The organism is Mycobacterium sp. 3519A (assembly GCF_900240945.1).
Taxonomy (GTDB): Bacteria; Actinomycetota; Actinomycetes; order Mycobacteriales; family Mycobacteriaceae; genus Mycobacterium.
Window position 1 is genome coordinate 2,524,517 of record NZ_OESG01000013.1, and the last position, 20,638, is coordinate 2,545,154.

General features: G+C 66.5%; 23 protein-coding genes. 20 read left to right on the top strand and 3 right to left on the bottom strand.

The window, feature by feature from the left end:
• Position 1: 1 nt before the first annotated feature.
• The 4 genes from C1A30_RS19955 to C1A30_RS19970 are packed head-to-tail and all read left to right on the top strand — an operon-like array spanning position 2 to position 2,643.
• Complete coding sequence (locus C1A30_RS19955; protein ID WP_101949858.1) at positions 2 to 1,237, top strand: cysteine desulfurase; 1,236 nt, start codon at positions 2 to 4, stop codon at positions 1,235 to 1,237.
• Positions 1,234 to 1,692 (top strand): Fe-S cluster assembly sulfur transfer protein SufU, encoded by a 459-nt coding sequence (sufU, locus tag C1A30_RS19960; RefSeq protein ID WP_101949859.1) that lies wholly within the window; start codon positions 1,234 to 1,236, stop codon positions 1,690 to 1,692. The genes C1A30_RS19955 and sufU overlap by 4 nt, the downstream gene beginning before the upstream one ends.
• The gene (locus C1A30_RS19965; protein WP_067810395.1) at positions 1,689 to 2,036 is read left to right on the top strand and encodes a metal-sulfur cluster assembly factor; all 348 of its coding nucleotides are present in this window, start codon (positions 1,689 to 1,691) and stop codon (positions 2,034 to 2,036) included. The genes sufU and C1A30_RS19965 overlap by 4 nt, the downstream gene beginning before the upstream one ends.
• 28 nt (positions 2,037 to 2,064) lie before the next feature.
• Entirely contained in the window at positions 2,065 to 2,643 is a 579-nt protein-coding gene (locus tag C1A30_RS19970; RefSeq protein WP_101949860.1) for a hypothetical protein, read from the top strand.
• Here C1A30_RS19970 and C1A30_RS19975 read toward each other — a convergent pair.
• Positions 2,600 to 3,262 carry a DUF5666 domain-containing protein gene (locus C1A30_RS19975; RefSeq protein ID WP_142392633.1) on the bottom strand — a complete coding sequence of 221 codons (663 nt, stop codon included), beginning with the start codon at positions 3,260 to 3,262 and terminating at the stop codon, positions 2,600 to 2,602. The two genes, C1A30_RS19970 and C1A30_RS19975, sit on opposite strands and share 44 nt — an antisense overlap.
• A 119-nt stretch (positions 3,263 to 3,381) precedes the next feature.
• On the opposite strand from C1A30_RS19975, the gene C1A30_RS19985 reads away from it, so the two are divergent.
• The 8 genes from C1A30_RS19985 to C1A30_RS20020 all read left to right on the top strand — a co-directional run bounded on the left by C1A30_RS19985 (position 3,382) and on the right by C1A30_RS20020 (position 9,136).
• Positions 3,382 to 4,260: a bifunctional helix-turn-helix transcriptional regulator/GNAT family N-acetyltransferase gene (locus C1A30_RS19985; RefSeq protein ID WP_200828313.1), complete on the top strand. Its 879-nt coding sequence runs from the start codon at positions 3,382 to 3,384 to the stop codon at positions 4,258 to 4,260.
• A 30-nt stretch (positions 4,261 to 4,290) separates the two neighbouring features.
• On the top strand, positions 4,291 to 4,917 hold the full coding sequence (locus C1A30_RS19990; protein WP_101949863.1) for a hypothetical protein: 627 nt from the start codon (positions 4,291 to 4,293) through the stop codon (positions 4,915 to 4,917).
• Between the two features lie 7 nt (positions 4,918 to 4,924).
• Complete coding sequence (locus C1A30_RS19995) at positions 4,925 to 5,557, top strand: RNA polymerase sigma factor (RefSeq protein WP_101949864.1); 633 nt, start codon at positions 4,925 to 4,927, stop codon at positions 5,555 to 5,557.
• A complete protein-coding gene (locus C1A30_RS20000) occupies positions 5,554 to 5,796 on the top strand; it encodes an anti-sigma factor (protein ID WP_235010005.1) in 243 nt (80 codons plus the stop codon). Before C1A30_RS19995 ends, C1A30_RS20000 begins: the two co-directional genes overlap by 4 nt.
• A gap of 69 nt (positions 5,797 to 5,865) precedes the next feature.
• A complete protein-coding gene (gene trxA, locus C1A30_RS20005) occupies positions 5,866 to 6,231 on the top strand; it encodes a thioredoxin (protein ID WP_101949866.1) in 366 nt (121 codons plus the stop codon).
• A gap of 26 nt (positions 6,232 to 6,257) precedes the next feature.
• Positions 6,258 to 7,067 (top strand): enoyl-CoA hydratase, encoded by an 810-nt coding sequence (locus C1A30_RS20010; RefSeq protein ID WP_101949867.1) that lies wholly within the window; start codon positions 6,258 to 6,260, stop codon positions 7,065 to 7,067.
• Between the two features lie 139 nt (positions 7,068 to 7,206).
• The gene (locus C1A30_RS20015; RefSeq protein WP_101949868.1) at positions 7,207 to 8,835 is read left to right on the top strand and encodes an ABC-F family ATP-binding cassette domain-containing protein; all 1,629 of its coding nucleotides are present in this window, start codon (positions 7,207 to 7,209) and stop codon (positions 8,833 to 8,835) included.
• 106 nt (positions 8,836 to 8,941) lie between these two features.
• Positions 8,942 to 9,136 (top strand): helix-turn-helix domain-containing protein, encoded by a 195-nt coding sequence (locus tag C1A30_RS20020; protein ID WP_067810781.1) that lies wholly within the window; start codon positions 8,942 to 8,944, stop codon positions 9,134 to 9,136.
• Here the strand turns inward: C1A30_RS20020 and C1A30_RS20025 are convergent.
• Entirely contained in the window at positions 9,133 to 9,699 is a 567-nt protein-coding gene (locus tag C1A30_RS20025) for a TetR/AcrR family transcriptional regulator (protein ID WP_101949869.1), read from the bottom strand. The genes C1A30_RS20020 and C1A30_RS20025 overlap by 4 nt on opposite strands.
• A gap of 8 nt (positions 9,700 to 9,707) precedes the next feature.
• Positions 9,708 to 12,527 (bottom strand): aconitate hydratase AcnA, encoded by a 2,820-nt coding sequence (acnA, locus tag C1A30_RS20030; RefSeq protein WP_101949870.1) that lies wholly within the window; start codon positions 12,525 to 12,527, stop codon positions 9,708 to 9,710.
• 160 nt (positions 12,528 to 12,687) lie between these two features.
• On the opposite strand from acnA, the gene C1A30_RS20035 reads away from it, so the two are divergent.
• The 8 genes from C1A30_RS20035 (at position 12,688) to fabG1 (ending at position 20,634) form a co-directional block, all read left to right on the top strand.
• On the top strand, positions 12,688 to 13,248 hold the full coding sequence (locus C1A30_RS20035) for a DUF6676 family protein (RefSeq protein WP_200828314.1): 561 nt from the start codon (positions 12,688 to 12,690) through the stop codon (positions 13,246 to 13,248).
• Between the two features lie 233 nt (positions 13,249 to 13,481).
• Positions 13,482 to 14,867 carry an NlpC/P60 family peptidoglycan endopeptidase RipA gene (gene ripA, locus C1A30_RS20040; protein ID WP_101949871.1) on the top strand — a complete coding sequence of 462 codons (1,386 nt, stop codon included), beginning with the start codon at positions 13,482 to 13,484 and terminating at the stop codon, positions 14,865 to 14,867.
• On the top strand, positions 14,861 to 15,559 hold the full coding sequence (ripB, locus tag C1A30_RS20045) for an NlpC/P60 family peptidoglycan endopeptidase RipB (protein WP_142392634.1): 699 nt from the start codon (positions 14,861 to 14,863) through the stop codon (positions 15,557 to 15,559). The genes ripA and ripB overlap by 7 nt, the downstream gene beginning before the upstream one ends.
• 174 nt (positions 15,560 to 15,733) lie before the next feature.
• Entirely contained in the window at positions 15,734 to 16,882 is a 1,149-nt protein-coding gene (locus C1A30_RS20050; RefSeq protein WP_101950341.1) for a MoxR family ATPase, read from the top strand.
• Complete coding sequence (locus C1A30_RS20055; protein ID WP_101949872.1) at positions 16,879 to 17,826, top strand: DUF58 domain-containing protein; 948 nt, start codon at positions 16,879 to 16,881, stop codon at positions 17,824 to 17,826. Before C1A30_RS20050 ends, C1A30_RS20055 begins: the two co-directional genes overlap by 4 nt.
• Before the next feature lie 23 nt (positions 17,827 to 17,849).
• Entirely contained in the window at positions 17,850 to 18,857 is a 1,008-nt protein-coding gene (locus tag C1A30_RS20060; RefSeq protein ID WP_101949873.1) for a VWA domain-containing protein, read from the top strand.
• 5 nt (positions 18,858 to 18,862) lie between these two features.
• Positions 18,863 to 19,870 carry a VWA domain-containing protein gene (locus C1A30_RS20065; protein WP_101949874.1) on the top strand — a complete coding sequence of 336 codons (1,008 nt, stop codon included), beginning with the start codon at positions 18,863 to 18,865 and terminating at the stop codon, positions 19,868 to 19,870.
• A 47-nt stretch (positions 19,871 to 19,917) separates the two neighbouring features.
• Positions 19,918 to 20,634, top strand: a complete 717-nt coding sequence (fabG1, locus tag C1A30_RS20070) for a 3-oxoacyl-ACP reductase FabG1 (RefSeq protein ID WP_101949875.1) — start codon at positions 19,918 to 19,920, stop codon at positions 20,632 to 20,634.
• The last annotated feature ends 4 nt before the right edge of the window (positions 20,635 to 20,638 follow it).

Consider the following 20,638-nt stretch of genomic DNA (forward strand, 5'->3'; position numbering starts at 1 on the left):
CATGACCGCTGTGGACACCGCCAGAATTCGGTCGGACTTCCCGATCCTCAAGCGGGTGATGCGCGGCGGAAGCCAGTTGGCGTACCTGGATTCCGGTGCGACGTCGCAACGGCCGACCCAGGTGCTCGACGCCGAGCGTGATTTCCTCACCACATCCAACGGTGCGGTGCACCGCGGTGCGCACCAGTTGATGGAAGAGGCCACCGACGCCTACGAGCAGGGCCGCGCCGGCATCGCGACGTTCGTCGGCGCCGAACCTGACGAACTGGTCTTCACCAAGAACGCCACCGAGGCCATCAACCTGGTCGCCTATGTGCTCGGCGACGACCGGTTCGAGCACGCGGTCGGTCCTGGCGACGTCATCGTCACCACCGAATTGGAGCACCACGCGAACCTGATCCCGTGGCAGGAACTGGCCCGTCGCACCGGCGCCACGCTGCGGTGGTACAGCGTGACCGACGACGGCCGCATCGACCTGGACTCGTTGGCGCTGGACGAACGCGTGAAAGTAGTTGCGTTCAGCCATCATTCGAACGTCACCGGCGCGGTCGCCCCAGTGGCCGAGCTGGTCGCCCGCGCCAAGGCGGTCGGCGCGCTGACGCTGCTGGACGCGTGCCAGTCGGTGCCGCACCAGCCGGTCGACTTCCACGCGCTCGAGGTTGACTTCGCCGCGTTCTCCGGCCACAAGATGCTGGGCCCCAACGGGATCGGCGTGCTGTACGGCCGCGGCGAGTTGCTCAACGCGATGCCGCCGTTCATCACCGGCGGTTCGATGATCGAGACGGTCACGATGGAGCAGACCACCTACGCGCCTGCGCCGCAACGGTTCGAGGCGGGCACCCCGATGACGTCGCAGGTGGTCGGATTGGCCGCTGCGGCCCGGTATCTGCAGGACATCGGGATGGCAGCCGTCGAGGCCCACGAGAACGAGTTGGTGGCCGCCGCGCTGGCCGGGTTGTCCGGTATCGACGGCGTACGCATCATCGGCCCCACCGTCCTCGAAAACCGGGGTTCGCCAGTGTCTTTCGTGCTCGACGGCGTGCACGCCCACGACGTCGGCCAGGTGCTCGACGACGACGGGGTGGCGGTGCGCGTGGGGCATCACTGCGCATGGCCGCTGCATCGCCGGTTCGGCATCGCCGCGACCGCGCGCGCCTCGTTCGCCGTCTACAACACGCTCGACGAGGTGGACCGGCTGGTGGCCGGCGTGCAGCGGGCCGTGGAGTTCTTCGCGTGAGGCTGGAGCAGATCTACCAGGAAGTGATCCTGGATCACTACAAGCACCCGCATCACCGCGGGTTGCGGGAACCGTTCGGCGCCGAGTCCTATCAGGTGAACCCGACCTGCGGTGACGAGGTCAGGCTGCGGGTGGCGCTCAGCGCCGACGGCGAACGGATCGACGACGTGTCCTACGACGGCCAGGGCTGCTCGATCAGCCAGGCTTCGACGTCCGTGCTCACCGATCAGGTGATCGGCCAGAGCGTCGGGGACGCCCTGGCGACCGTCGCGGCGTTCACCGAGATGGTGTCCTCGCGCGGCACGGTCGAGGGCGACGAGGACGTGATCGGAGACGGCATCGCATTCGCCGGTGTCGCGAAGTACCCAGCGCGGGTGAAATGCGCGCTGCTGGGGTGGATGGCTTTCAAGGATGCGCTTTCGCAGGCATCGGAAGGATTTCAGGAGGCAGGATGAGCGACACCGCAGTGCCCAACGACGAACTGCTCGCCGACCTCGAGGAGGCGATGCGCGATGTCGTCGACCCGGAACTCGGCATCAACGTCGTCGATCTGGGCCTCGTGTACGACCTGAACGTCGAGAAGGGCGAGCAGGGCAACGTCGCGTTGATCGACATGACGCTGACGTCGGCAGCCTGTCCGCTGACGGATGTCATCGAGGATCAGTCGCGGACGGCGCTCGTGGGCGCCGGACTCGTTGACGAGATCCGGATCAACTGGGTGTGGAATCCGCCGTGGGGGCCGGACAAGATCACCGAGGACGGCCGCGAACAGTTGCGGGCGTTGGGATTCACCGTCTAGCAACCGCCGCGTGGGTCACAATCGACCCATGGTCACGGTGCCCGCGTTCGTCTGGCGAGGCGGTTTCGCACGCCGCGCGGTGATCCTCGGCGGTGGCACCGGCATCGTGTTGGCGGTCCTCGCGTGGCTCGACTCGGGAATGCTGTTGTCCGCGGCCATCGTGCTGGTCGTCATCGGGCTGCTCTACGGCGTCTGGCTGCCCCGCCGAATGGCACGGTATTGGCCTGGAGCACAACAACTTTCCGGTGACGACCGGGTGCGGGTAGCGCGTACCGTCCGCAGTGGCGACCAGATCGACGACCCCCGGCTGGCGCAGCCGGTCATCGACTACAACGCGGGAATGCACAACGCGGCAGAGCAACTGCGGCCGTTCCGCTGGGTGGTACCATTCGTTCTCGTGGTCGGGGTGGCGACCACGGCCTGGGATGCCGTCTACGGTTCGTGGGGCAACCTGATCGCGTCGGTCATTTACCTGGTGGCGCTGTTGTTCGAGTGCTTCTGGTGGCCCAAGCGCCGCGACCAATTGCTCGCCAACGGCGACCGGGCCTCAGCGGCCGCCGAGGTCATCCTCGCGAACCAGGGCACGAACCCTTCAGCGCAGGCCTGACCGCGATCCACGCTGCCTGCAGCGCCCCGCCGGCGTCCTTCGTGCCCGTGGCGGACAGGCACTCACCCTGGCTGATCGCCTGTGCATCGGCGGCAAGCCGCCTGCCGTATCGGGTCTTGTCGGTGAGCGACACCGACGTCTGCGCCGCGGTACCGCTCGCCGCGATCGTGAACATGTTGGGGTTGACAGTGCCCACCGCGCCCGCGATCTGCCGATCGCCGCGCGGGCCCGGGCACTGGCCGTTCGACGACGGAACGATCTGCACCGCCGCAGCGGTCACCGTTCCGCTACCGGCGTTGCTGTCGCGGGACGGGCGGACGATGACACACGTGCCGGCGGCGACGTCGGACAACTGTGCGCGGGCGAACGACCAGATCTTGGTGGAGCTGGTGAAATCGACTGTCGCGCTTCCATTTTTCTGGGTGAGCGCGATGGTGTTGCCGGACAACGACGCAACCAGACCCGCGACGTGATCTCTGGCCTTCGGCGGCGCGGCCGAGGTGGGGGTCGACGCGGACGACGAGGTGCCGGAGGCCGCCGGTGTCCCGGTTGTCGACGAACCGCAGGCGGCAACGGACAACGCCACGGCGGCGGCGAGGGCGCAGAGGGGTAATCGCATGGTTGACACGATTGACGGCCCGTCTGGTGCCGACCTCGGCGGCGGATGGGAAAAGCCTGTGGGCGGCGGGTGGGAAAAATTCGTGGTCATCAGCCTGATCTCTGACTAAAGTCAGAGAAGTGACGGCGGACATGGTCGCGCAAGTGAGGCGGTTCAATCGCACCGTCACCCAGCGGGTCGGGGTGCTCAACGAGAACTTCCTGGCCAGTGATCGGTCGTTGGGTCAGAACCGGCTGTTGTGGGAAATCGGCGTCGACGGGTGTGACGTCCGATCGCTGCGGGGACGCCTCGACCTCGACTCCGGCTACGTCAGCAGACTGCTGCGCGCGTTGGAGACGGCGGGCCACGTCGTCGTCGAGCCCAGCCCGTCCGACGGCCGCGTCCGGATCGCCCGACTCACCGAAGCCGGGCACCGCGAACTGGCCGCGCTGGACCGGCGCTCCGACGACGCGGCGGCAGCCATCCTGCAACCGCTCAACGACCGGCAACGCGCCAAACTCGTCTCGGCCATGGCGGAAGTCGAGCGTCTGCTGATCGCCTCCACGGTCGAGGTGTGCGAATGCGACCCACGCCACCGCGACGCGCGGCACTGCCTGCAGACTTACTACGGCGAGCTCGCCGTCCGGTTCACCGACGGGTACGACCCGGCCGTCAGCCCGGTTGCCGATACCGAAATGACCCCGCCCGCAGGGCTTTTGCTCGTTGCCTCGTTGCACGGTGAGCCCGTCGGCTGCGGCGCGCTGATCTTTCACCCCGACGCCGTGGGCATGGTGAAGCGGATGTGGGTGGCCCCCGCCGTCCGCGGACTCGGACTGGGCCGCAGGCTTCTCCACGAGCTGGAGAACCGGGCACGCGCCGCGGGTGTCCGGTTGATGCGTCTGGAGACCCGTGACGAGCTGCCCGAAGCCATCCAGATGTACGAGACATCCGGGTACCGGGAGGTCGAGCCGTTCAACGACGAACCGTACGCGCATCACTGGTTCGAGAAGCCGGTGTAACGCTCGCCGGATTCTGGTAACTCAGTTCATGTGAACTCTGCCGAGGTCTACGTGGGCACCCGCCGCCAATTGCGTGGCGTGGCCGAGAGCCTGATCGCGGGACCTCAATACCGCGCCGCGGGCACCATCCGGCTGGCGGTGCGTCCCGACGGCTTTGCGGGGGTTGCTGTGCCGCTGTCCGTGCGCGGCACCCAGCTCGTCTGGCCCAACGGTGCGGCCAACCTCACCGGCCGCGTCGATGAGTTGGCCAAGGCCGCCGATGTCACCGCCGGACCACCGGAGGGCGCGTACGAGATTGTCGACCCGCTGCCCGCCGACACCCTGCTCGACATCGACGCCGCGGCGGCCGACTGGGTCTACCGGAGTCACTACGCGGGCGGGCACGCGATCAAGAACGTGTTGCCAGAGGCGCATCCGGTGCTGTGGCCCGAGCACTTCGACGTCGCCGCCACCGACGACGAGGTGAACTACGGCGTGTCCGCGGGTGACGATTACCACCGCACCCCCTACGCGTACGTCGGGCCGTGGACGCAGCGCAGCGGTGCGTTCTGGAACGCGCCGTTCGGGGCCGTCCTCCCGCTCGATCCCGCGCACGACGTCGACACGCTCGCATCGGCCATCGCCGCCTTCTTCCGCCGCGGCCAAGAGCACTTGTGACGCGACCATGAGCTCAGCCGTCGACGAGACCACCCTGATCACCGCGCTGCGGGCCGGCGACGAGACCGCGTTCGTGCGGCTGGTGGACCAGCACACGCCTGCCTTGTTGCGGGTCGCCCGCGGATATGTGCCCAGCCGGGAGATCGCCGAAGAGGTGGTCCAGGAGACGTGGATCGCGCTACTGAAGGGGATCGACAACTTCGAAGGCCGATCCTCCTTGCGCACGTGGCTTTTCACGGTGTTGATCAACATCGCCAAGGCGCGCGGGGTGCGGGAGCGCCGCGATGCCGATGCGGCGGTGGCCGCATTCAGCGGCGGCACGGTCGACCCGGCCCGCTTCCGCGACGCCGACGATGCCTACCCCGGGCACTGGAAACAGGGCCGTGAGCCTGCGCCGTTCCCGGAGACGCCGGAAGGCTCCCTGCTCGGCAACGAACTCGTCGACGTGGCACGGCGTGAACTCGACAAGCTGCCGGACCGGCAGAGGATCGTGGTGACCTTGCGCGACATGCTCGGATTGGACTCCGGCGAGGTGTGTGAACTGCTCGACATCAGCATGGCCAACCAACGGGTGCTGCTGCACCGCGGCAGGGCCGCGGTCAGACAGGTGCTCGAGGACTATTTGAAGGACGCCTCATGACAGGCCGCGACGCAATGGATTGCAACGAACTGGTCGAGTTGGTCACTGCCTACCTCGACGGATCTCTCGACCCGGAGACCCGCGCGCGATTCGACATGCATCTGCACGACTGCGATGGCTGCGACAACTATCTTCAGCAGTTTCGCGAAACCGTACGCACCGTCGGCAGGATCTCCGACGACCAGCTCGACCCGGCCTTTCGCAGCCGGCTGCTCGATGCGTTCAAGGACTTCCGCTGATCGGTGCCGAGCGGTTTCTGCCGCCCATATCGTGGGAACATCCTGATTTACCCCAGCGTTAGGAACATCGTGGCTACGCGAGACATCACCGCCGAACAGTTCAACGACACCATCAACGACAACGAAATCGTGCTGGTGGATTTCTGGGCATCGTGGTGTGGCCCATGTCGGGCGTTCGCGCCGACCTTCGCGGCGTCGTCGGAGGACCACCCCGACGTCGTGTATGCGAAGGTGGACACCGAGGCCGAGCAGCAGTTGGCTGCCGCCGCCGACATCCGTTCCATCCCGACGCTGATGGCGTTCAAGAAGGGCAAGCTGGTGTTCAACCAGCCCGGCGCGCTTCCGCCCGCCGCGCTCGAGGAATTGGTGCAGCGGGTCAAGGAGTTCGACATTGACGCCGCGATCGCGGCGCAGGACAACGGCGAAGCAAAGTAGCTGCGTGCACGCGATAGCGTGCACGGGTGAACTTTGTCCTAGTAGATAAGCCGCGGCCGCACGTCGCGCTGGTGACGCTGAACCGGCCAGAGCGAATGAACTCGATGGCGTTCGACGTCATGGTTCCGCTCAGGAAAGTGCTCGACGAGCTGACCTACGACAACGACACGCGGGTGATTGTGCTCACAGGAGCGGGCCGCGGGTTCTCGTCCGGTGCTGACCACAAGTCGGCCGGAGCCGTACCGCACATCGACGGGTTGACCCGGCCGACGTTCGCGCTGCGGTCGATGGAGGTCCTCGACGAGGTGATCCTGGCGCTGCGCAAGATGCACCAACCGGTCATCGCGGCGGTCAACGGCGCGGCGATCGGCGGCGGGCTGTGCCTGGCGCTCGCCTGCGATATCCGAATCGCAGCTTCCGGGGCATATTTCCGTGCCGCGGGCATCAACAACGGCCTGACTGCGAGCGAACTCGGGCTGTCGTATCTGCTGCCGCGGGCGATCGGGACGTCGAGGGCGTTCGAGTTGATGTTGACCGGACGTGACGTCGACGCCGAGGAGGCCGAGCGCATCGGGCTGGTGTCTAGGACGGTTCCTGACGACGAACTGCTCGACGTTTGCTACGAATTCGGCGAGCGGATCGCGGGGTTCTCGCGGCCGGGAATCGAGTTGACCAAGCGCACACTATGGAGTGGACTGGACGCCGCTAGCCTGGAAGGGCACATGCAGGCCGAAGGCCTGGGACAGCTCTTCGTCCGTTTGCTCACCGGCAACTTCGAAGAAGCGGTCGCCGCGCGCGCCGAGAACCGCGCGCCCATCTTCACCGACGACAAGTAAGTAGGGGAGTAGCAGTAGCGTGGAGCGGCGCCGATGATCCGCGCCGGCGACGATGCATCGCGAAGCGATGAGGAGGAGTGGCGCCGATGATCCGCGCCGGCGACGATGCATCGCGAAGCGATGAGGAGGAGTGGCGCCGATGATCACCGCAACGGACCTCGAGGTCCGCGCAGGCGCGCGCACGCTGCTGTCCACCGAGGGCACGGCGCTGCGGGTGCAGCCCGGTGACCGGATCGGACTTGTCGGGCGCAACGGCGCAGGCAAGACCACGACCATGCGCATCCTCGCGGGCGAAGGCGAACCGTATGCGGGCACGATCGCCCGCAGCGGGGAAATCGGCTACCTGCCACAGGATCCCAAAGAGGGCAACCTCGAGGTGTTGGCCCGGGACCGGGTGCTTTCGGCGCGCGGCCTGGACACCTTGCTGGCCGATCTGGAAAAGCAGCAGGCGCTGATGGCCGAGGTTGCCGACGACGCCACCCGGGACCGGGCGGTGCGCCGCTACGGCCAACTGGAGGAACGGTTCGCGGCACTCGGCGGCTACGCCGCCGAAAGCGAGGCGGGCCGCATCTGCGCGAGTCTCGGTCTGCCGGAACGTGTTCTGACTCAACCGCTTCGCACCCTCTCGGGTGGTCAGCGCCGTCGGGTCGAACTGTCCCGCATCCTGTTCGCGGCCAGCGACACAGGTGCGGGCTCGGCCACCACACTGTTGCTCGACGAGCCGACCAACCACCTCGACGCCGACTCGCTGGGCTGGCTGCGCGACTTCCTGCGTGGGCACACCGGCGGCCTCGTGGTGATCAGCCACAACGTCGAACTGCTCGCCGACGTCGTCAACCGGGTGTGGTTCCTCGACGCCGTCCGCGGCGAGGTCGACGTCTACAACATGGGCTGGCAGAAGTACCTCGACGCGCGGGCCACCGACGAACAACGCCGCCGCCGCGAACGCGCCAACGCCGAACGCAAAGCCTCAGCGCTGCGGGCCCAGGCCGCCAAGATGGGCGCAAAGGCTACCAAAGCCGTTGCCGCACAGAACATGCTGCGTCGCGCCGACCGGATGATGGCCGCCCTTGACGAGGAACGGGTGGCCGACAAAGTGGCCAGGATCAAGTTCCCGACCCCGGCGCCGTGTGGCCGCACGCCGTTGGTGGCGAAGGGTCTGACGAAGAACTACGGCTCGCTCGAGGTGTTCACCGGTGTCGACCTCGCGATCGACCGTGGTTCGCGCGTCGTGGTGCTCGGGCTCAACGGCGCGGGCAAAACCACGCTGTTGCGGTTGCTGGCGGGCGTCGAGACACCGGACTCCGGCGCGTTGGAACCCGGCCATGGAATGAAGATCGGCTACTTCGCGCAGGAGCACGACACGCTCGACAACATGGCGACGGTGTGGGAGAACATCCGCCATGCCGCGCCCGACACCGGTGAGCAGGATCTGCGGGGTCTGTTGGGCGCGTTCATGTTCAGCGGCGCGCAACTCGATCAACCCGCTGGCACGCTGTCCGGTGGTGAGAAGACACGGCTGGCACTTGCGGGCCTCGTCGCGTCGACCGCGAATGTGCTGCTGCTCGACGAACCGACCAACAACCTCGACCCGGCGTCGCGCGAGCAAGTGCTCGATGCGCTGCGCAGCTACGCGGGCGCGGTCGTGTTGGTGACGCACGATCCCGGCGCCGCCGAAGCGCTCGACCCGCAACGCGTTGTGTTGCTGCCGGACGGCACAGAGGACTTCTGGTCTGACGAATATCGGGATCTCATCGAACTGGCCTGAGCGCGCCGCTGGTCGAATTGCGAACCGTTTCACCAATTTCGCCCGATGTGTGTGAAGCCTTTCTACGCTGGGTATGCGTCGGGGCATCCACAGCGGGGAGATGTCGATGAAGAAAATGAACCAGTCCCGGGACGAAGTGCTGAACGAGTTGCGCAGCGCCTACGAGGGGGGTGCAAGCATTCGTTCGTTGGTGGCGACCACCGGCCGCTCGTACGGGTCGATCCACAGCATGTTGCGTGAGTCGGGCACCACGATGCGCAGTCGTGGGGGCCCCAACCATCGCAGCCGCAAGGCGAGTTAGGACGGCTGTCTTACTGACGCCTCGACGAGGTCCAGTACGGCGCTGAGCTTTTCGGGGTCGTCGCCGGAAGCGAGTCGCGCCACCAGCCCGTCCAGTACCAGGTCCAGGTACGTCTGCAGCACCGCGCTCGGCACGTCGTCGCGTAGGCGTCCCGCCTGTTTCTGTCTGCGCAGTCGCGCGTTGGTGGCGGCCGACAATTCGGCCGACCGCTCCGACCAGCCGCGGTTGAACGCCGGGTCGTTGCGCAACTTCCGCGCGATCTCCAACCGGGTGGCCAGCCAGTCGAACTGTTCGGGCGCGGCCAGCATGTCGCGCATCACCTGAATCAAACCCTCGCGGGACGCGACGTCGGCCATCCGCTCCGCGTCCTCGCGGGCCAACTCGAAGAAAAGCGTGTCCTTGTCGCGGAAGTGGTGGAAGATGGCGCCGCGCGACAGCCCGATCGTCTGCTCGAGCCGCCGCACGGTCGCCTTGTCGTAGCCGTATTCCGCGAAGCACCGCCTGGCGCCGTCGAGGATCTGGCGTCGACGCGCCGCCAGATGGTCATCGGTCACCCGGGGCATGGAAGTTCTTACGACTTCAACATGTTGCGCAGCACGTACTGCAGGATGCCGCCGTTGCGGTAGTAATCCGCCTCACCTGGCGTGTCGATGCGGACCACCGCGTCGAACTCGACCTTCGAACCGTCTTCCTTGGTGGCGGTGACGTGCACAGTCTTCGGCGTCTTGCCCTCATTGAGCGCCTCGATGCCGGTGATGTCGAACGTCTCGGTGCCGTCCAGCTTCAGCGACGCCGCCGACTCACCCTCGGGGAACTGCAACGGTATGACGCCCATGCCGATCAGGTTCGAGCGGTGGATGCGCTCGAACGACTCGGTGATGACCGCACGCACGCCCAGCAGGCTGGTGCCCTTGGCCGCCCAGTCGCGCGACGAACCGGACCCGTATTCCTTGCCGCCCAGCACCACCAGCGGAATGTCCTGCGCCGCATAGTTTTGCGCCGCGTCGTAGATGAACGCCTGCTCGCCGCCGTTGGTGAAGTCGCGGGTATAGCCGCCGGACACGTCGTCGAGCAGTTGGTTGCGCAACCTGATGTTGGCGAACGTGCCGCGGATCATCACCTCGTGGTTGCCGCGCCGCGAGCCGTAGGAGTTGTAGTCCTTCTTGTCAACGCCGTGCTCGTCGAGGTACTGAGCAGCCGGTGTGCCCGGCTTGATGCTGCCCGCCGGGGAGATGTGGTCGGTGGTCACCGAATCGCCCAGCAGCGCAAGCACCCTGGCGCCGGTGATGTCGGTCACCGGCTGCGGCTCGGCGGGCATCCCGTCGAAGTACGGAGGCTTGCGCACGTACGTCGAATCCGCTGCCCACTCGAACGTGTTGCCGCTCGGGGTCGGCAGGTTGCGCCACCGCTCGTCGCCCTTGAACACGTCGGCGTAGTTCTTGACGAACATCTCGGTATTGATTGCCGAGGCGATGGTGGCGTCGATGTCCTTCTGTGACGGCCAGATGTCCTTCAGGAACACCTCGTTGCCGTCGGTGTCTTTGCCGAGCGGCTCGGATTCGAAGTCGAAATCCATGGTGCCCGCCAGCGCGTAGGCGATCACCAGCGGAGGCGACGCGAGATAGTTCATCTTCACGTCCGGGTTGATGCGGCCCTCGAAGTTGCGGTTACCCGACAGCACCGCCGTCACCGACAGGTCCGCATCGTTGATCGCCTTGCTGATGTCCTCTGGCAGGGGGCCGGAGTTGCCGATGCAGGTTGTGCAGCCGTAGCCGACGAGGTAGAAGCCGAGCTTCTCCAGATACGGCCACAGGCCGGCCTTCTCGTAGTAGTCCGTGACGACCTGCGACCCCGGCGCCATCGTGGTCTTCACCCACGGCTTTGACGTCAGCCCCTTCTCGACTGCATTTTTAGCCAGCAGGGCGGCGCCCAGCATCACCTCGGGGTTGGAGGTGTTGGTGCACGACGTGATCGCCGCGATCACCACCGCGCCGTGATCGATGATGCAGTCGCCCCGCTCGGAGTTCTTGATCTCGACCGGCTTGCTCGGCCTGCCGTTCGAGTTGACCGCCGCGGACGGGATGACGGCGTCCTCGTCGGCGAAGGACAGCGACACGGGATCGCTGGCCGGGAAGGATTCCTCGACGGCTTCGTCGACCTTGGTGTGCTCGACGGGCAGGTTCTCCTCGACGTAATTGTGAATGTCCTTGCGGAACGCGGTCTTCGCGTCGGACAGCGCGATACGGTCCTGCGGCCGTTTCGGCCCGGCGATCGATGCCACCACGTCACCGAGATCGAGCTCGATGTACTCGGAGAACTTCGGCTCGCGCTTCGGGTCGTGCCACAGGCCCTGTTCCTTGGCGTACGCCTCCACCAACGCCAGCTGCTCGTCGCTGCGCCCGGTCATCTTCAGGTAGTCGATCGTGACCTCGTCGATCGGGAAAATCGCTGCGGTGGAGCCGAATTCGGGGCTCATGTTGCCCAGCGTGGCGCGGTTGGCCAACGGCACCTCGGCGACGCCCTCACCGTAGAACTCGACGAACTTGCCGACCACGCCGTGCTTGCGCAGCATCTCGGTGACGGTGAGTACCACGTCGGTGGCGGTGACACCGGGCCGCCGCTCGCCGGTCAGCTTGAAGCCGACGACGCGGGGGATGAGCATCGACACCGGCTGGCCGAGCATCGCGGCCTCGGCCTCGATACCGCCGACGCCCCAGCCCAGGACCCCCAGACCGTTCTCCATCGTGGTGTGGCTGTCGGTGCCGACGCAGGTGTCGGGGTAGGCGGTGATATTTCCTTGCGCGTCACCGCGTGCCATCACCACGCTGGCCAGGTATTCGATGTTGACCTGGTGCACGATGCCGGTGCCGGGAGGCACCACCTTGAAGTCGTTGAACGCGCCCTGCCCCCAGCGCAGGAACTGGTAGCGCTCACCGTTGCGCTCGTACTCGATCTCGACGTTGCGCTCGAACGCGTCGGCGCGGCCGAAGAGGTCGGCGATCACGGAGTGGTCGATCACCAGGTCCGCAGGCGCAAGCGGGTTGACCTTCTCGGGGTCGCCGCCCAACTCGCCGACGGCCTCACGCATGGTGGCCAGGTCGACGATGCATGGCACGCCGGTGAAGTCCTGCATGATCACCCGCGCGGGCGTGAACTGGATCTCGACGCTCGGGTCGGCCGACGGATCCCAATTGGCGATGGCCTCGATGTGGTCCTTGGTGATGTTGGCGCCGTCCTCGGTGCGCAGCAGATTCTCAGCGAGCACCTTGAGGCTGTAAGGAAGTTTCTCGGCACCGGGAACCGCGTCGAGGCGGTAGATCTGATAGCTCTTGTCCCCGACCTTCAATGTGTCGCGGGCCCCGAATGAATTAACCGAATCTTTGCTGCTCACATCAACTCCCGGCTCGATACCGCCGCGACGGGCTGTGTCGTCGGCGCTCACAACTCTAACAGTACGCTTGTCCTGCAACGCACCCGAGGGGTCCTCTCAGTCTCGTCCCCGAGAGCGCGTGCTGTCACCCGCATACCCACTCATCGCGTACCGTGCCCGTGTGACCGGACCGCACGTGATTCCGTTCCCGCCGACGTACATCCCGCCGCAGGTGTGCGCGACCGTGGGGAAGGACGCCTCGACGCCACCGGACGCCTGCATGGACCTCGTGCTTGCCGACGTTCGCGATGACGGTGTGAGCGCGTCGGCGACCCAGGACAAGGCCGGACTCAGCGCCGTCGTCGCCGATGCCAAACAGAAGGGCATCGACCTCAAGATCGTGGTGCTCGATCAGAGTCCGCCGATCGACACCCCGTTGCGCGATATCGCGACCGAGGTGGGCAAGGTATATCCGGGTTCGACCGTGTTGGTGATCAGCCCGGGGTGGGCGGGCACCTACAGCCCGACCTACGACCGGGTCACGCTCGAGGCGGGTCAGGACGTCGCGAAGACCCCGGATGCCGTGCAGTCGTCGAAGAATTTCGTCAGCGAGTTGACGACGCCACATTTCCCATGGACGCCATTCACCATTGTCGTCGTGCTTGCGGTGATTGCTGCGGTTGTCGGCACCCGCGCGCTGCAGGTCAAAGCGAAGCGCGCCGCTACCCGCGAGCAGGCCTGAACCCGCACATTTGTGCGATTTTTCGTCCGCCGGCAAATACAAATGTCACGGCGGGATAACGCTTAATTCAATTACAAACTTGTAATTTGTTACTAAAGTTTCCTTAGCGTCAGATGTGACGTAGCGTGCATTTGGTGGCCGATGTTGCAGTTGTGAATTGTGTGACTGCACACAGCTGCCCGCACAAGATGTGCCGACACGTTCGCGTGTGAGCCATAGGAGACACGAGCCGAATGAGACGCACCCCTCGGGTCAGCGCGGTGACGCTTGCCATCGGCATGCTGCTCACGACCCCCGGTCTCGCCGTTGCGCAACCGGGTAGTCCCGACTCCCTCGGTGCGCTCGTCGCGGCGGTCGCCAACGCCAACCAGAAGCTGCAGGAGCTCGGCGCAGCCATTCAGGCGCAACAGGAGAGCGTCAACAAGGCAATCGTCGACGTGCAGACGGCGAGGGACAACGCCGCGGCCGCCCAGCAGGAAGTCGACGCCAGCGCGCGGCGGGTTGCCGACGCCAACACCGCGATCGCGGCGGCGCAGCAGCGCTTCGACACCTTCGCTGCCGCAACGTATGTCAACGGACCGTCGAACTCATACCTGACCGCAGCCGATCCGGCGGACATGCTCAACACGGCCGCCGCAGGCCAGACCTTGTCGGCCAGCGCACAGCAGGTGATGACGAACCTGCAGCGGGCGCGCACCGAGCAGGTGAACAAGGAGTCGGCGGCGCGACTGGCCAAGCAGAACGCGGACAAGGCCGTCGCCGACGCCGAGGCCAGGCAACAGGACGCGGTGACAGCGCTGACCAATGCGCAGCAGACGTTCAAGAGTCAGCAGACGGATCTGGATCGGTTGACGGCCGAACGTGCCGCAGCCCAGGCCAAACTCGACGAGGCGCGCAACTGGTCGGCGCAGGCCGCCGGTAAACCGCCCGCCGCACCCGCCGCGGCGGCCGTCGGTGACGCGAACGCCAACTGGGATCGCGCGCCAGGCGCCCGTGCCGGCGCAGGCAACTGGGACTCGCTGTGGGATCCGACGCTGCCTGCGATTCCGAGCGCATTCGTCAGCGGCGACCCGATCGCGATCATCAACACGATCCTCGGCTACATGTCCACCTCGGCGCAGGTGACCCAGCAGATGGGGCGCAACTTCCTGCAGTCGATCGGCCTGCTGCCGACCCCGAGCGGCTACACCAACGGCGCGATCCCGCGGGTGTACGGCAGGCAGGCAACCGAATACGTGATCAACCGCGGCCTCGCGGTGCGCGGCACGCCGTACTCGTGGGGTGGCGGCAACGCCGCGGGAGCCAGCCGCGGTATCGACTCCGGCGCCAACACAGTCGGTTTCGACTGTTCCGGGTTGATGCTCTACATGTTCGCCGGTGTCGGCATCAAGCTCGACCACTACTCGGGCTCCCAATACAACGCGGGCCGTAAGGTGCCGTCCTCGCAGATGCGCCGGGGCGACATGATTTTCTACGGCCCCAACGCCAGCCAGCACGTCGCGATGTACCTGGGCGACGGCCAGATGCTCGAGGCTCCGTACACGGGGTCCGTGGTGAAGGTCTCGCCCGTGCGCACCAGCGGTATGACGCCATACGTGACCCGAATGATCGAATGGTGATTCTCCTGCGCCGCTTAACAATTGGACTATTGGTTTCCGTCGCGCTGCTGCTCGGCCTTGCGATACCCGCAGTGGCGGCCCCAGACGACGGGCAATGGGACCCGACCCTGCCGAAGATCATCAGCTCGGGTGCGCCCGGCGATCCGGTGGCGGCGGCGAACGCCGCATTCTCGGTGAGCCAGTTGGCCATTCAGACCACGCAGAACCTCGGCCAGCAGTTCCTGGCCAGCATCGGCCTCGGCGGAAGCCCCGCCACCGCGGCCATGCCTTCCGGTGGACGCGTGCGCGGCCCGCAGGCGATCGAGTACGTGATTCGCCGCGCCGGTTCGCAGATCGGTGTGCCCTACTCGTGGGGCGGCGGATCGTTGACCGGCCCCAGCGAAGGCGTGGACCAGGACGCGGGCAAGGTCGGCTACGACTGTTCGGGGCTGACCCGGTTCGCCTTCGCGGGTGTCGGCGTGCAGATCCCGAAGTATTCGGGCGACCAGTACAACACCGGCCGCCCCATCCAGCCGTCCCAGGCCAAGCGCGGCGACCTGATCTTCTACGGGCCGGGCGGCAGCCAGCACGTCGCGATCTTCCTGGGCGGCGGCAAGATGCTCGAAGCGTCCAGTGCGGCAGGCCACGTCACGATCAGCCCGGTACGCACCGCGGGTATGTCGCCCCATCTGTCCCGCATGATCGATTCCTGAGCGTGGCCTGAGTTAAACCTGAGCACTCGTGATGAATGCTTCGCGGGGCGCCGACACTTCGTCGGGCAACGTCGACGGATTCCGGACTGCCTGGAATAGTTGACGACGAGCGTGTGGCCAACTCCGGCCGACGCCGCTGCGACCAGCGTCTTAATTGATGTGGAAGGACCGTTGATGACGTCACCGAGTGGGCCACCGCAGGGCGCTGGGGGTTATTCCGGACAGGCGCCGACCCAGGCCTACAACCCCGGGACCCCCGGCACGCATGCCGCGCCGCCGACCAACGGAGGCCTGCAACAAGAGGTCCACACCCTCGAGCGCGCCATCTTCGAGGTCAAGCGGATCATCGTCGGCCAGGACCAGTTGGTCGAGCGAATGCTGGTCGGTCTGCTCGCCAAGGGGCACGTGCTGCTCGAAGGTGTGCCCGGCGTGGCGAAGACGCTGGCCGTCGAGACGTTCGCCAAGGTGGTCGGCGGCACCTTCGCCCGCATCCAGTTCACCCCGGACCTGGTGCCCACCGACATCATCGGTACCCGCATCTACCGGCAGGGCAAAGAGGAGTTCGACATCGAACTCGGTCCTGTGGTGGTCAACTTCCTGCTCGCCGACGAGATCAACCGCGCACCCGCCAAGGTGCAGTCGGCACTGCTCGAGGTGATGGCCGAGCGCAAGATCTCGATCGGCGGCAAGACCTTCCCGCTGCCCGCCCCGTTCCTGGTGATGGCCACGCAGAACCCCATCGAGCAGGAGGGTGTCTACGCGCTGCCCGAGGCCCAGCGGGACCGCTTCCTGTTCAAGCTCAACATCGACTACCCGTCGCCTGAAGAGGAGCGCGAGATCGTCTACCGGATGGGCGTCAAGCCGCCGGAGCCCAAGCAGATCCTCGCCCCCGGCGACCTGCTGCGCCTGCAGGACGTGGCGGCCAACACCTTCGTGCATCACGCGCTCGTCGACTACGTGGTGCGCATCGTCACCGCGACCCGCTCGCCGGAGAAGTTCGGCATGCCCGACGCCAAGGCGTGGATCGCCTACGGCGCCTCACCGCGTGCATCGCTCGGCATCATCGCGGCGGCCCGCGCGCTGGCGTTGGTGCGGGGCCGCGACTACGTGATCCCGCAGGACGTCGTCGAGGTCATTCCCGACGTGCTGCGCCACCGGCTCGTACTGACCTATGACGCGCTGGCTGACGAGATCTCGGCCGAGACCGTGATCAACCGGATCCTGCAGACCGTCGCGCTGCCTCAGGTGAATGCCATTCCGCAGCAAGGACATTCGGTGCCGCCGGTGATGCCCACCGCGGCGGCCGCCGCCGGTAATCGGTGACTACCTCGAGGCGAGGGGTCGATCTTCCGTCGCTCAAGCGCGGGGAGATCCGTGATCCCGCGCTGACGGCAGCTCTGCGCAAACTGGAGCTGACCGTGCGCCGCAAACTCGACGGGGTGCTACACGGCGACCACCTCGGGCTGCTGCCGGGGCCGGGCTCGGAGCCGGGGGAGTCGCGGCTGTATCAGCCCGGCGACGACGTCCGGCGGATGGACTGGTCGGTGACCGCCCGCACGACGCACCCGCACGTGCGTCAGATGATCGCGGACCGTGAGCTCGAGACATGGCTGGTGGTCGACATGTCCGCCAGCCTGGACTTCGGCACCACCGGCTGCGAGAAGCGGGATCTAGCCGTTGCGGCGGCGGCCGCGATCACGTTCCTCAACAGCGGGGGCGGCAACCGGATCGGCGCGATCATCGCCAACGGCGACTCGGTGCGCCGGGTGCCCGCGTTGTCGGGGCGCATACACGAGCAGGAACTGCTGCGCACGATCGCCACGATGCCCAAGGCGCCGCCCGGAGTGCGTGGCGACCTGGCTGCGGCCATCGACGCGCTGCGCAGGCCCGAGCGCCGCCGCGGTATGGCGGTGATCATCAGCGACTTCCTCGGCCCGATCAACTGGATGCGCCCGCTGCGGGCGATCGCCGGCAGGCACGAGGTGCTCGGCATCGAGGTCCTCGACCCGCGCGACGTCGAACTGCCGCCCGTCGGCGACGTCATCCTGCAGGACACCGAAACCGGGGTCACCCGCGAGTTCACCATCGACGAGCAACTGCGCGACGACTTCGAGAAGGCCGCGGCGGCGCATCGTGCCGAGGTCGCCCGCACACTGCGGCGCTGTGACGCGCCGCTGCTGTCGCTGCGCACCGACAGGGACTGGATCGCCGACGTCGTCCGGTTCGTGGCCAACCGCCGCCGCGGAGCGCTTGCCGGTCTGGGTTAAACCAACGAAATGACAACTGGCGCATGACATTACCGTTGCTCGGTCCGATGACGCTGTCGGGTTTCGAACACGCCTGGTTTTTCCTGTTCCTGATCGCCGTCGCCGCCATCGTCGTGTTGTACGTGCTGGTGCAGGTGGCCCGGCACCGGCGAATGCTGCGGTTTGCGAACATGGAGTTGCTGGAAAGCGTTGCGCCCAAACGGCCTTCGCGCTGGCGGCATCTGCCTGCGATCCTGTTGGTGGCCGCACTGCTGATGTTCACCGTTGCGATGGCGGGGCCGACGCACGACGTCCGGATTCCGCGCAACCGCGCGGTGGTGATGTTGGTGATCGACGTGTCGCAGTCGATGCGGGCCACCGACGTGTCCCCGAACCGGCTCGCCGCGGCGCAGGAGGCCGCCAAGCAATTCGCCGATCAACTCACGCCAGGCATCAATCTGGGGTTGATTGCGTATGCGGGCACGGCGACCGTGCTGGTGTCGCCGACAACGAACCGGGAGGCGTCGAAGGCCGCGATCGACAAGCTGCAACTGGCCGACCGCACCGCGACGGGGGAGGGCATCTTCACCGCTCTGCAGGCCATCGCCACCGTCGGCGCGGTGATCGGCGGCGGTGACGAACCGCCGCCCGCCCGCATCGTGCTGATGTCGGACGGTAAGGAGACGGTGCCGTCGAATCCGGACAACCCCAAGGGCGCCTACACCGCCGCGCGCACCGCCAAGGACCAGGGGGTGCCGATCTCGACGGTGTCGTTCGGCACGCCGTACGGCTACGTCGAGATCAACGATCAGCGCCAGCCGGTGCCGGTCGACGACGAGATGCTCAAGAAGATCGCCGAACTGTCCGGTGGCGAGGCCTACACCGCGTCGAGCCTGGAGCAACTCAAGGAGGTCTTCACCAACCTGCAGGAGCAGATCGGCTACGAAACCCGCAAGGGTGACGCGAGCGCGGGCTGGCTGCGGCTGGGCGCGCTGGTGCTGGCGCTGTCGGCGCTGGCGGCCATGCTGATCAACCGCCGACTACCCAACTGAGGCCCATGACACTTCCATTGCTCGGACCGATGACGCTGACGGGCTTCGACCACGTCTGGTACTTCCTGTTCCTGTTCGTGGTGGCCGGACTCGTCGTGCTGTACCTCGCCATGCAGCGGTCGCGGCGCAAACGGCTGCAGCAGTTCGCCAACACCGAGTTGCTGGAAAGCGTTGCACCCAAACGGCCTTCGCGCTGGCGCCATCTGGCGACGGTGCTGTTGATCGTGTCCCTGGTGTCGTTCACCATCGCGATGGCCGGGCCGACACACGACGTCAAGATTCCGCGCAACCGCGCCGTGGTGATGTTGGTGATCGACGTGTCGCAGTCGATGCGGGCCACCGACATCGAGCCGAGTCGGATGGCCGCCGCTCAGGAGGCGGCCAAGCAGTTCGTCGACCAGATGACGCCGGGCATCAACCTGGGGCTCATCTCGTATGCGGGCACGGCGACCGTGCTGGTGTCGCCGACCACCAACCGCGACGCGTCCAAGAACGCGATCGACAAGCTGCAGGTGGCCGACCGGACCGCGACCGGCGAGGCGATCTTCACCGCACTGCAGGCCATCAACACCGTCGGCGCGGTGATCGGCGGCGGTGACACGCCGCCGCCCGCTCGCATCGTGCTGATGTCCGACGGCAAGGAGACGGTGCCGTCGAACCCGGACAACCCCAAGGGCGCCTACACCGCCGCGCGGACCGCGAAGGACCAGGGCGTGGGGATCTCCACTGTCGCGTTCGGCACCCCGTACGGCTACGTCGAGATGAACGATCAGCGCACGCCCGTGCCGGTGGACGACGAGATGCTCAAGAAGATCGCCCAGCTGTCGAACGGCCAGTCCTACACCGCGGACAGCCTCGAACAGCTCAAAGAGGTCTTCACCAACCTGCAGGAGCAGATCGGCTACGAGACTCGCAAGGGCGATGCCAGCGCCGGCTGGCTGCGACTGGGCGCGTTGGTGTTGGCGCTGGCGGCGGTCGCGGCGTTGCTGATCAACCGCAGGTTGCCCAACTGACTAAGGCGATTTCTTAAGAATGTGCTCCAGGCACTAAGTTGGCCTGCATGCCCCAATTCGTGTCGCGCTCTGTTCTGGTGACCGGTGGAAACCGTGGCATCGGACTGGCCATCGCCCAGCGCCTTGCCGCCGACGGTCACAAGGTCGCGGTCACCCACCGTGGCTCCGGTGCACCCGAAGGACTGTTCGGTGTCGAGTGTGACGTCACCGACAACGCCGCCGTCGACCGCGCCTTCAAAGAGGTCGAAGAGCACCAGGGCCCGGTCGAGGTGCTGGTCTCCAACGCGGGCATCTCCAAAGACGCGTTCCTCATCCGGATGACCGAGGAGCGCTTCGAAGAGGTCATCAACGCGAACCTGACCGGTGCGTTCCGGGTGGCGCAGCGGGCATCGCGCAGCATGCAGCGCAACCGCTTCGGCCGCATCATCTTCATCGGCTCCGTGTCGGGCATGTGGGGCATCGGCAACCAGGCCAACTACGCGGCCGCCAAGGCGGGCCTGATCGGCATGGCCCGCTCGATCTCCAGGGAACTGTCGAAGGCGGGCGTCACCGCCAATGTGGTTGCGCCGGGCTACATCGACACCGAGATGACCCGTGCGCTCGACGAACGGATCCAGGCCGGTGCACTGGAGTTCATCCCTGCCAAGCGGGTCGGCACCGCCGAGGACGTCGCCGGGGCGGTCAGCTTCCTGGCGTCGGAGGACGCCGGCTACATCGCAGGCGCGGTGATCCCGGTCGACGGCGGCATGGGCATGGGCCACTAGAAAG